At 60.5% G+C, this 12115-nt stretch carries 7 protein-coding genes; 1 reads left to right on the top strand and 6 read right to left on the bottom strand.

From position 1 onward, the window contains the following. The first annotated feature begins 393 nt into the window (after positions 1-393). The gene (locus MKS85_RS26600; protein WP_047230406.1) at positions 394-1815 is read left to right on the top strand and encodes an amino acid permease; all 1422 of its coding nucleotides are present in this window, start codon (positions 394-396) and stop codon (positions 1813-1815) included. Between the two features lie 108 nt (positions 1816-1923). Here the strand turns inward: MKS85_RS26600 and MKS85_RS26595 are convergent, their stop codons facing one another. The 6 genes from MKS85_RS26595 to MKS85_RS26570 all read right to left on the bottom strand — a co-directional run bounded on the left by MKS85_RS26595 (position 1924) and on the right by MKS85_RS26570 (position 12108). Continuing rightward, complete coding sequence (locus MKS85_RS26595; protein WP_047230405.1) at positions 1924-3543, bottom strand: FMN-binding glutamate synthase family protein; 1620 nt, start codon at positions 3541-3543, stop codon at positions 1924-1926. A gap of 196 nt (positions 3544-3739) precedes the next feature. Beyond that, positions 3740-5146, bottom strand: coding sequence for an ATP-binding protein (locus MKS85_RS26590; protein ID WP_107321936.1), 1407 nt, complete (start codon positions 5144-5146; stop codon positions 3740-3742). After that, positions 5139-6944 carry a DAHL domain-containing protein gene (locus MKS85_RS26585; RefSeq protein WP_188250916.1) on the bottom strand — a complete coding sequence of 602 codons (1806 nt, stop codon included), beginning with the start codon at positions 6942-6944 and terminating at the stop codon, positions 5139-5141. Before MKS85_RS26585 ends, MKS85_RS26590 begins: the two co-directional genes overlap by 8 nt. Continuing rightward, a complete protein-coding gene (locus MKS85_RS26580; protein WP_310663168.1) occupies positions 6941-7900 on the bottom strand; it encodes a cytochrome c peroxidase in 960 nt (319 codons plus the stop codon). The genes MKS85_RS26585 and MKS85_RS26580 overlap by 4 nt, the downstream gene beginning before the upstream one ends. 45 nt (positions 7901-7945) lie before the next feature. Then, positions 7946-9820, bottom strand: a complete 1875-nt coding sequence (locus MKS85_RS26575) for a bifunctional diguanylate cyclase/phosphodiesterase (protein ID WP_160893306.1) — start codon at positions 9818-9820, stop codon at positions 7946-7948. Beyond that, positions 9817-12108, bottom strand: coding sequence for an EAL domain-containing protein (locus MKS85_RS26570; protein WP_188250914.1), 2292 nt, complete (start codon positions 12106-12108; stop codon positions 9817-9819). Before MKS85_RS26570 ends, MKS85_RS26575 begins: the two co-directional genes overlap by 4 nt. Positions 12109-12115: the final 7 nt, after the last annotated feature.

Raw genomic sequence — 12115 nt, 5'->3', positions numbered from 1 at the left:
GGCTGCGCCACCCAGCGGGAGCAAGCTCCCTCGCCACAGGGGCTGTTCAGCCCAAGAACCCTGCGCTAGAGCCATCGGCATGTCCCCCGGGCATGACGCTGCACCATCGCTGTGCAATACTCGGCGCCGTTTTACGAATTGGCTGTAATCCCAGGCAATACGTCTCCATAGATGGGTATAGGGATGAGGTTTATCCCTGATTTTCCCTGGTTTTACAGTGAAACTCTCTGCCTCTGGCTTTTTATACTGCACGGCCCGCTGATCCTGCGGCGTTTGTTCTACAGGACGGTCTGTCCACAAAACAGACCCGGTTTCGGCAAGGTGGCAGGCTTATCGGCTTGCGGCTTTGGAGACTCGGTGGTCAATCCAATAACAAAACGAGGTTGTATCCCTATGCCTGTCGGCAATCATCTGCCCCATGGCGAGACCGCTCAGGGTGGTCCGCTCAAACGTGAACTCGGCGAGCGGCATATCCGCCTGATGGCGCTCGGCGCTTGCATCGGTGTCGGGCTGTTCCTCGGCTCGGCCAAGGCCATCGAAATGGCCGGTCCGGCGATCATGCTGTCCTACATCATTGGCGGCCTGGCGATCCTGGTGATCATGCGTGCGCTCGGTGAGATGGCCGTGCACAACCCGGTGGCCGGCTCGTTCAGTCGTTATGCCCAGGACTACCTCGGGCCGCTGGCGGGATTCCTGACCGGCTGGAACTACTGGTTCCTGTGGCTGGTTACCTGCGTGGCGGAAATCACCGCGGTGGCGGTGTACATGGGCATCTGGTTCCCCGACGTGCCCCGCTGGATCTGGGCCCTGGCGGCACTGATCAGCATGGGCTCGATCAATCTGATCGCGGTCAAGGCCTTCGGCGAATTCGAGTTCTGGTTCGCCTTGATCAAGATCGTCACCATCATCGCCATGGTCATCGGCGGCGTGGGCATCATCGCTTTCGGGTTCGGCAACGACGGCGTGGCCCTGGGTATTTCCAATCTCTGGACGCACGGCGGTTTCATGCCCAACGGCGTGCAGGGTGTGTTGATGTCCCTGCAAATGGTGATGTTCGCCTACCTGGGTGTGGAAATGATCGGCCTGACCGCCGGTGAGGCGAAGAACCCGCAGAAAACCATCCCCAACGCCATCGGTTCGGTGTTCTGGCGGATCCTGCTGTTCTACGTCGGTGCTCTGTTTGTGATCCTGTCGATCTACCCCTGGAACGAGATCGGCACCCAGGGCAGCCCGTTCGTGATGACCTTCGAGCGCCTGGGTATCAAGACCGCCGCCGGCATCATCAACTTCGTGGTGATCACTGCGGCGCTGTCGTCCTGCAACGGCGGTATCTTCAGCACCGGGCGCATGCTCTACAGCTTGGCGCAGAACGGCCAGGCCCCGGCTGGTTTCGCCACCACCTCGGCCAACGGCGTGCCGCGCCGCGCGTTGCTGCTGTCCATCGCCGCGCTGCTGCTGGGCGTGCTGCTCAACTACCTGGTGCCGGAAAAAGTCTTCGTCTGGGTGACCTCCATCGCCACCTTCGGCGCGATCTGGACCTGGGTGATGATCCTGCTGGCCCAGCTCAAATTCCGTAAAAGCCTGAGCGCTTCGGAACGTGCGGCCCTGAAATACCGCATGTGGCTGTACCCGGTCAGTTCCTATTTGGCGCTGGCGTTCCTGGTGCTGGTGGTGGGCCTGATGGCCTACTTCCCCGACACCCGCGTGGCCCTCTACGTGGGCCCGGCGTTCCTGGTGCTGCTGACGGTGCTGTTTTATACCTTCAAGTTGCAGCCCACGGGTGATGTGCAGGGTTCGATGGATACCGCTTCATAAATTGCCGGCAATAAAACGAAAAGCCCCGGTCGAATGATCGGGGCTTTTTCTCAAGGGGATACCCCTCGTACCGTGGAGGATCCTGTCTCATGCCTGATGGCACTGCCGTCAAGCGGCGGCGACTTCCTGCGGCTCAAAACTGTCCGCCCGCGCCATCTGCCACATCCGCGAATAAAACTCCCCATTGACCTCACCCGTCAGCAATTCCCCCGGTTTCAAGAACACATGCAACTGGGAAAACAGCTTGATTTCAGTGGCGGACATGCGCCGTACCAGATGCTTGGGTTGCAGTTGTGAAGGATGCTCGAGGCCGGCGGCGGCGAGCATTTCGGCCAGGGCCTTGAGGGTGTTGCGGTGGAAGTTGTAGACCCGCTGGGCCTTGTCCGGCACAACCAGGGCGCGCTGGCGCAGGGTGTCCTGGGTGGCGACGCCGGTGGGGCATTTGTTGGTATGACAGCTTTGCGACTGGATGCAGCCGATGGCGAACATGAAGCCCCGCGCGGCGTTGGCCCAGTCGGCACCGATGGCCAGGACGCTGGCGATGTCGAAGGCGCTGACGATCTTGCCGCTGGCGCCGAGCTTGATCTTGTCCCGCAGGTTCAGGCCCACCAAGGTGTTGTGGACAAACAGCAGGCCCTCGCGCAACGGCACGCCAATGTGGTCGGTGAATTCCACTGGCGCTGCACCCGTGCCACCTTCCTTGCCGTCCACCACGATGAAGTCGGGCAGGATGCCGGTTTCCAGCATGGCCTTGGCGATGCCCATGAACTCCCAGGGGTGGCCCAGGCAGAACTTGAAACCCACTGGTTTGCCACCGGACAGTTCGCGCAATTGCTGGACGAACTGCATCAGTTCGATCGGTGTGGAGAAAGCACTGTGGCGTGACGGTGAAACGCAGTCCTCGCCCATGAGGATGCCACGGGTTTCGGCGATTTCCCGGGTGACCTTGTGCTTGGGCAGAATTCCGCCATGGCCTGGTTTGGCGCCCTGGCTCATCTTGATTTCAATCATCCGCACCTGCGGGTTCTGCGCTTGGGCGGCGAAGCGCTCCGGGTCGAAGCGACCTTCACGGGTGCGACAGCCGAAATAGCCGCTGCCCAGTTCCCAGGTCAGGTCGCCGCCGTGTTCGCGGTGATAAGGGCTGATGCTGCCTTCGCCCGTGTCGTGGGCGAAATTGCCGAGCTTGGCGCCCTGGTTCAACGCCCGAATGGCGTTGGCGCTCAGGGAACCGAAGCTCATGGCGGAGATGTTGAACACCGACGCTGAATACGGTTGGGTGCATTGCGGTCCGCCGACCGTCACGCGAAAACCGCTGGGGTCGCTTAACGGAGCCGGGCGCATGGAGTGGCCGATGAATTCGAAACCGGTCTGATAAACATCGATCAGGGTGCCGAACGGTTTGTCGGCGCTTTCGTTCTTGGCCCGGGAGTACACCAGGGAACGCTGTGCGCGCGAGAAGGGCAGGGCGTCGCTGTCGGATTCGAGCAGGTACTGACGAATTTCCGGGCGGATGCCTTCGACCAGATAGCGGATATTACCCAGGATCGGGTAGTTGCGACGCACGGCATGGCGGTTCTGCAGCAGGTCGAACAGTCCCAGCAGACTTAACAGACCTGTCACCAGCGTGATCGGCCAGAGCCAGTCGTGTTGCAGAAACGGCAGGCTGGCGAGGGTGAAAACTACGCAGCCGGCAAAGAAGGCGTAACGGCTCAGTAAAGACAGGCTCATGCGGTTTCCTTCGGGTGAGCGATGGGGTGGGGCGGTGCAGGCATTCTGCGCTGGCAGTGAAAGGGCGGGCAACTGTGGCGAGGGGATTTATGCTCGCTGGGGTGGGGGCAACCCCTGCTCGCTAAACAGGCGCCTCGGTTTCTGAAGACCGCATCGCCTCCATCGCGGGCAAGCCTTGCTCCCACACAGCGCGATCTCAGCTCGCCTGTTTCATCTGCCGCACCGGCAACTCCACGCGGAAGGTAGTTCCCACCCCGACCTCGCTGCGCACTGTGATCTCGCCGTTGTGTTTTTTCACGATGCCGTAGGACAGTGAAAGTCCCAGTCCCGTGCCCTGGCCGACAGGTTTGGTGGTGAAGAACGGGTCGAAGATTTTTTGCAGTGTCTCAGGCGGCATGCCCGAGCCATTGTCGGCGACTTCGATCCACACGGTGTCTTCTTCAATGCCGTTGCGCAAGGTGATGGTGCCACGCTCGGGGCCGATGGCCTGGGCGGCGTTGACGATCAGGTTCATGATCACCTGGTTGATCTGCGACGGCAGGCATTCGACTTCCGGCAACGGGCTGTATTGCTTGATCACGTCGGCCTTGTACTTGATTTCATTGGCGACGATGTTCAGCGTCGAATCCAGGCCTTGTTGCAAGTTGGCCATCTGCCATTCCTGGTTGGAGTCGACGCGGGAGAAGTCCTTGAGGTCCTTGACGATCTGCCCGACCCGGCTGATGCCGTCCTTGGACTCTTTGATCAGCAGTGGAATGTCCTCGACGAGGAAGTCCAGCTCCACCTGCTCGCGCAGCTTTCTCAGATTCACTACCAGTTCCGGCGAAGAAATGGCTTGCTCGGCACTGTCATAGGCCTGGAGCATCTCCTGGAGTTTGCCAAAGTAGCCATCCAGGGCCCCCAGATTGGAAGAAATGAAACCGATCGGGTTGTTGATTTCGTGAGCGACCCCGGCGGCCAACTGGCCCAGCGAGGCGAGTTTTTCCGACTGGACCAACTGGCTTTCCAGCATCTTGCGTTCGTCGATTTCCATCTGCAGCAAAGAACTGGCCTGTTTGAACGCCTGGGTCCGCTGCTCCACCAGCTCCTCGAGTTTGCTCATCTGCAATTGCGCGCGGGAAGTCATTTCCCACTTGGTGGTCAGGGTGTTGGCCATTTGCTGGACTTCGATGTTGTCGAAGGGTTTCTTCAGAATCAGTAACCGGTCATGGCCATTGAGGCGGTCCAGCAGTTCGTCCCAGGAATAGTCCGAGTAGGCGGTGCAGACCACCACTTGCAACAGTGGGTCGTGCTTCCAGAGTTCCTCGATGGTTTTGGCGCCATCCCAGCCCTCGGGCATGCGCATGTCGACAAAGGCCAATGCATAAGGGTGCTCCGTTGCGAGCGCTTGCAGCAGTTTGTTCAGACCTTCCTGGCCGCCGTAGGCTGAGTCGAGTTCGAATACGGTGCCGGCCGGTTTCGGTGCGTCGCCGAACAAGGCGTTTTCCATGTCCAGTAGATCGACATTGACCTGATCCTCCGGCGTGAGGATTTTGCGGAAATCGTCATGGATGGCCGGTGTATCGTCGATCAACAGGATGCGGCGGTTGCTCAGATTATTCATGCTCACCTTCTGCGAGTTTCAAGGGCAGTTGCAACACGAACGTTGCTCCTGTGCCTGGTCCCTCACTGTGAGCGGTGAGGTGGCCGTTCATCTCAATGGCCGCGAGCGCGCAACTGTGCAAACCGAACCCGTGGCCTTCCTTACGGGTGGTAAAACCATGGGCGAAGATACGCGTCATGTTTTCCGCCGGGATGCCTTCGCCTTCATCCTTGACGCTGATCTGCAGGGTATCGTCATTGATCACCGTGGCCTTGAGGGTCATGTTCCGTGCGTGGTTGGAAACCCCCGCCATGGCGTATTTGGCGTTGCTGATCAGGTTGATCAGAATCAGCAGCAAGCGGTGTTTGTCGCCCAGGATCCGCGGCACGTCGCCGTATTCCTTGAGCACCGTCACGTGGTGTCGGGTCAGGGCGCCGGAGTTCATGCGCAGGGCGTCTTCGAGCAGTTCGCTGACCACCAAAGGCTCCACCAGGCTGTTGGCGCCGGCATAGGATTGCTGGGTGGAGACAATATCCTTGATGTGATCCACGCTCTTGCTCAACTGGGCCAACTCGTCGGAAAGGCCTTGCTGTTCGACCGCGATGGCGTCCACCAACTGGTTCAGATAGCCGGGCAACAGCTTGCCTTTTTCATCTTCGGTAAGGAAGTGCCCCAGGTCGTGGGGGTGTTCATTGATCAGTTGCATCGCCTTGCCCAGCCCCAGGGCCTTGCTGCTGCGCAGTTTACGGCTGATCAGGTCGGCGGAGATGTTCACACTGTTGAGCACGTTGCCAACGTTGTGCAGCACGTTGGTGGCGATTTCCGCCATGCCGGCCTGACGGGCGGTGTCCATCAGTTCGCTCTGGGTGTCCTTGAGTTGGCGGGTGCGCTCTTCGACCCGTACCTCCAGCTCGTCGTTGGCGGTTTGCAGGGCGTTGTTGGCGCGTTTGGTTTCGGCGAAGCTGCGCATCAACCGGATTGCCAGCCCGATCAGGATCAACACCAGGAACGTGGCGAAAACCAACAGAAGAATATGGTTGCGCTGATGCCTGGCGGCAGCTTTCTCCTGGTCTTTGTCCAGCAGGCTGGTGATGGTGTCCAGCCGGCCGGCCACGGGAACGGCTTCGATTCCCTGCAAGAGGTCATTGACCCTGGGTTGTTCGCGCAAGATCAGCGCGATGTGCCTGCTCAGGATATCGACGGATTTTTGCAGACCCACCGGCAGACGCTCCTTGTTGACGTCCAGCCGGTTCAGGCCTAGCAGCACTTCGGCGGCTTGCTCACGGGTGGTCAGATGAGCGAACTCCATGGCGCTGAGCAACAGATCGTAGGTGTCGATGGCAACGTTTTGCAGCTGCAGTTTGTCGGCGTCCGCAAGTTCGCCGAACTGGGCCTGGATGTCATCTTCGGCGGTGGGCAGGAAGGCGAGGGAGTTGCGCAATACCGCATTGTGGGATTTGAATCTTTCCACCAGACGGGTTTTCTCCTTCACCGCCTTGAGGTATTCGTCGCGCTCCTGTTCCCAGCTTGACGGTGCGTGGCGAGCCGGTTCCGATTCGATGGCGTCGAGGCGCTGCCACAGACGCGCCATCTCATTGAGGGGCGAGACCAGGGGGTCATAGTTTTGGCTCAAAGCCATCCGGGATTTAAGGACTTCGTTGTCCCAGATGGCGTCCTGCTGTTTGAGCAGGCGGATCAGGTCCCGAGATTCAATGTACGAGGCGGCCTGCTGTGCACTCGACTGGATGTACATGAACAGCAGGACTGACGCCAGCAAGAGGCCGACGAATGCCAGACCGAGGCGACGCAGGGCGGTCATAGCGGCTTGCCCTCCCATTCGCCGGTGAGGGTCTTGAGGAATTCGACGATCAGTTCCGTGTCGTTCTTCAAGGGTTCACGGCCCAACTGGTACTTGAACATCACTTCCACCGCGTTCTCCAGGGTAGGCGCTGACCCGGCGTGAAAGTACGGGGCGGTGATGGCGACGTTACGCAGACTCGGCACCTTGAAAACCTGGCGGTCAGCCTCGTCGCCAGTGACGTTGAAGCGGCCCTCGTCGGCCCGGGTAGGGTTACCCCGGTCCTGGATGTAGTCGCCCATCACGCCGAATTTCTGGAACATGTTGCCGCCGATGTTCACGCCCTGGTGGCAGGCGATGCAGCCGTATTCCTTGAAGCGCTGGTAACCGAACTTTTCCCGGGGTGTGAGGATGTCGGTGTTGCCCAGCAGGTACTGGTCGAAACGTGAATTTGGGGTCAGCAGGGTGCGTTCATAGTCGGCCAGGGCACCCTGGATGTTGGCCTGGGTCACGCCGTCGGGGTAGGCATCGTTAAAATCCCGGGCGTAGTCCGGGTCCTGGCCGATGCGCTTGAGCACCGTTTCCCAGGTACTGCCCATTTCCGCCGGGCTGGTCACGACGATGTGCACCTGTTCTTCCAGAGTGTCGACGCGGCCGTCCCAGAACTGATGGAAGTTCAGGCTGGCGTTGAACACCGTGGGTGTATTGAACTCCACCGGTTTACCGTCGAAGCCCAGGGAAAACTGTTTGTCGTCGGCGCCACCCTTGTCCAGGCGATGGCAACTGGCACAGGACAGGGTGTTGTTGACCGACAGCCGCGGGTCGTTGAAAAGCCGCAGGCCCAACTGGACGCGCTTGGGGTCCAGAGTCGGCACGGGAGGCAGTGGTTTGAGCGGTTCATCCAACGGCTCGGCGTGAACGGTCACGCTCAATCCCACCAGCAGGCCGAGAGCCAGAATCAGTCCATGTGACGCCATGGGATGCTTTCCTTGAAACTTTTGGTTGATGGAACTCAGGTGTGTTCACGCAAACGGGTTGTGGTGTTGTTCCCACTCGCTCATCCACAGGGCAAAGGCTTGTGGCTCCACGGCCTTGCTGAAGTAGTACCCCTGGGCTTCCTCGCACTGGTGAGCCTTGAGGAACTCCAGTTGCTCAAGGGTTTCCACGCCTTCGGCAATGATGTGCAGGTTCAGGCTCTTGCCCAGGCTGATGATGGTGCTCACCAGCTTTGCGTCATTACTGTCGATGCTCAGGTCGCCGACGAACGACTGATCGATCTTCAACACATCCACCGGAAATTTCTGCAGGTAGCTCAGGCTCGAGTAGCCGGTGCCGAAATCGTCGATGGCCAGCCGTATTCCCAGGCGCTTGACGGCCTTGAGGATGGCGACGGTGGTGTCGACGTTCTGCATCAGTACGCTTTCGGTGATCTCCAGTTCTAACTGTGTCGGGTCGAGACCGGTTTCCTTGAGGGTCCGGGCGATGCCTTCGACGAAACCGCGCTGGCGAAAATCGATGGTGGAGACGTTGACCGACAGGTAGAGCGGGCGCATGCCATCGGCTTGCCAGCGACAGGCCTGCTGGCAGGCTTCCTGGAGCACCCATTGGCTCAGCGGGACGATCAGGCCGCTGTCTTCGGCCACGGGGATGAAGTCCGATGGATAGATCAAGCCGATGTCAGGCCGGTTCCAGCGCACCAGCGCTTCGGCGCCGACCACTTTGCCGCTCCTCAGATCGATCTTGGGCTGGTAGTGCAGCACGAACTCCTTGCGTTGCAAGGCCAGGCGCAGGCCCGATTCGATGGTTTGCTGCTGTCGCGCCCGACGGTTCATGTCTTCAGTGAAAAAACGGTAGTCGTTGGGGCCGGTTTCCTTGACGTTGCGCATCGCCGTTTCGGCTTTTTTGATCAACGCCACGGCATCGAAACCGTCGGCCGGATACATGCTGATGCCCAGGCTTGCGGTAACGGTCAGGTCGTGTCCGTCGATGGGGTGGGGCGTGCTGATGGCCGTCAGCAGTTTGTCGGCCACGCCTTTGGTCTGTTGCGAGTCGGTGATGTCTCCCAGTATCACCACGAACTCATCGGAGCCGTAGCGAAACACCGAGTCGGATTCACGCACCACCGTTGCCAGCGCCCGGGCCACCCGCTTGAGCATTTCGTCGCCCACCGGGTGCCCCAGTGCGTTATTGATACGCTTGAAACGGTCCATGCCGATGAACATCACCGCCAGTTGCCGGTCGTGGCGACGGCACTGGGCCATGGCCTGGGTCAGGCGATCACCGAGCAACATGCTGTTGGGTAGCTCGGTGAGTACGTCGTATTGCAGCAAGTGGGAGACTTTCAGCAACTCCTGGACCCGTTCCTCGATGGTGCGCTCCAGACTGCGCATTTTTCTCGCCGCATCCTGGGCCAGTTGCCATTTCCAGGTCATGGCACTGGCCATCTGGCGGATTTCCAGGGTGTCGAAGGGTTTCTTCAGGATCAGCAACTGATCGTCGAACTCGATGCGTTCGGACATGGTTTCCCAGGAATAATCCGAAAACGCCGTGCACAGCGCGATTTGCAGCCGTGGGTCGGCCTCCCACAAACGCTCGATGGTTTGCAGGCCGTCCCAGCCCGGCGGCATGCGCATGTCGGCGAACACCAGCGCATAGGGCTGGCCTTCGGCCTGGGCGCGCTTGACCAGTTCCAACGCCTCTTCGCCCTGATAGGCCGAATCGATCTGAAATTGCAGACGGCTGACCTGGGGTGTGCCAAACAGCAGGCTTTCAGTGTCGTCCAGCGAGTCGTCGCTACCGGCGCCCGGGCTGAGGATCTTGCGGAAGTCCTGGTGGATCGCCGGCGTGTCGTCCACCACCAGGATTCGCCTGTTCGCCGGCACCGACATGGGGTTCATGGGTTGCTCTCCGATAACTGGCTGGCAGGCCGGGTCCAATGGTCCGTCACGGGAACGATGGTGCCGGCCTTGAGCAGTTCGCTGGCTTGCCCACTGTCTACGGCAGTGCTGAAGTAATGCCCCTGGGCCTGCATCGACCCGCCGCTGGACATCAGCGTGGTGCGTTGCTCCTGGGTTTCGACGCCCTCGGCAATGATCCCGATGCCCACATCCCGGGCGAAATTGATGATCGCTCGCAGCGTCATTGCGTTCTCGGGGTCGGCGTTGGCGCTGTCGAGAAACCGTTGGGCGAGCTTGAGATGGTTGACCCGGTAGGTCTTGAGGTAATCGAACGAGGAGTACTCGGTGCCGAAATCATCGATGGCAATTTGTACGCCCAGTTCGCACAGACGTGGCAGCACGTCGTTGTGGGTCCACTTGGTTTGCGCCAGGGTGGCTTCGGTGACATCAAAGCGCAGGTCCCAAGGGGCCAGTTCCCAGCGGGCGGTGGTACGCAGCACGTCATAGATCAGCTCGGGACCGGTCTTGAGTTGCGTCAGGGACAGGTCGATGGCGATCACCGGGGGCGCCATGCCCTGGTCACGCCACTGGCGCATCTGTTGACAGGCCTGGTCCAGCACCCAATGCCCCAGGCCAACGATGATCCCGGTCTTCTCGGCGGCCGGCATGAACGATGCCGGCTCCAGCCAGCCGCGCTCAGGGTGGTTCCAGCGCACTTGCACGCCCATGCCCAGGATTTTGCCAGTGCCCAGGTCGACCTCCGGCAGGTAGTGCAAATGCAGCTCGTTGTTTTCGATGGCCTGGCGCAGGTCATTGGCCAGGGCGACGCGGTCGGTGACTTCCTGATTAATCTCCTCGCTATGGAAATGGTACTGGTTGCGGCCCTTTTCCTTGGACCGGTACAAGGCCATGTCGGACTGTGCCATCAGGCTGTCGGCGCTTTGGCTCTGGGAGGAATACAGGCTGATGCCGATGCTCACGGAGATCCGCACTTCGTTGCCGTCCAGGGAATAGGGCGCCACCAGGGCATCCCGGATCTTGGCGGCCAGTGCGGCGCAATGGGTCGCTTCGTGGACATCCAGTTGCAGGATGGCGAACTCGTCGCCACCCAGGCGCGCTACCACGTCGTTTTCCCGTGTACAGCCCTTGATGCGTGCGGCGACCTCCTGCAGCAGCAGGTCGCCGATCGGGTGACCCAGGGTGTCGTTGATCCGCTTGAAATGGTCCAGGTCCAGGTAAAACATCGCAAACGGCGCCGCTCCCCGGCGAGCCGCGGCAAAGGCTTGATGCAGGCGCTCGATCATGGTGGCGCGGTTGGCCAGCCCGGTCAGGCCGTCGGTGCGGGCCAGCAGGGCGATTTTCTCCTCGGCCAGCTTGCGTTCGGTGATGTCAAGAATGATGCCTTCCACTTCCAGCAGCAGGCCCTGTTCGTTGCGCACCGGAATGTAGCGGTTTTCCACCCAGCGGAACGTGCCGTCGCCCGTGCGCATGCGGAACTCGATGGACGCCCCCGCCGTGTCGCGGTTCAAGACGCGGACCATGGCGTCGTCGATCTTGCTTTGGTCGTCGGGATGGATCAGGGTTTGCGCCCAATCCGGCGAGTTGACCAGTTGCGCCGCCGCGTGGCCGAACTTGGTGATGTTGTGGGAAATGTACATCAGCGCGAACGGCGGCTCGCCACGCAGGCGGTACAGGATGGTCGGGCTGTTCTGCACGATGATGTTGGCGTCGGCCAGCTCCCGCGTGCGCTCCTGCACCGCGCGTTCGAGCATGTCCATTTTCAGCGCCGCGTCTTCGGTCATCTGCCATTTGACGGTCAGGGTACTGGCCATCTGGCGGATCTCGATGGCATCGAAGGGTTTTTTCAGGATGAGCAGGCGGTCGCCCAGTTCGAGGCGCTCGGCGATGTCTTCCCAGGAATAATCGGAATAGGCGGTGCACAGCGCCACTTGCAGCTTGGGGTCGACGCGCCATAGCCGTTCGATGGTTTCAAGGCCGTCCCAGCCAGGGGGCATACGCATGTCGATGAACGCCATGGCGTAGGGTTTGCCCTCGGCCAAGGCAGATTCGACCTTGTTCAGGGCTTCCATGCCCTGGAAGGCCGAATCGAGCACGAAACTCTGGCTGGCAACCGCCACAGGCGCGCCGAACAGGGCTGCTTCAGCGCTGCTCAGGCTGTCCTCGGGGGTAGCATGGGGGCTGAGGATCTTACGAAAATCCTCGTGGATCGTCGGAGTGTCATCGACGATCAGGATCCGCCGGTTGGCCCTTTCCGTCGGCAGGCTCATGGCCGTG

Origin of the sequence: Pseudomonas sp. JL2, assembly GCF_031570495.1 — a bacterium.
Lineage (GTDB): Bacteria > Pseudomonadota > Gammaproteobacteria > Pseudomonadales > Pseudomonadaceae > Aquipseudomonas > Aquipseudomonas rhizophila.
The sequence above is the reverse complement of the archived record's forward strand: the minus strand, read 5'-3'. Positions and strand labels throughout refer to the sequence as shown.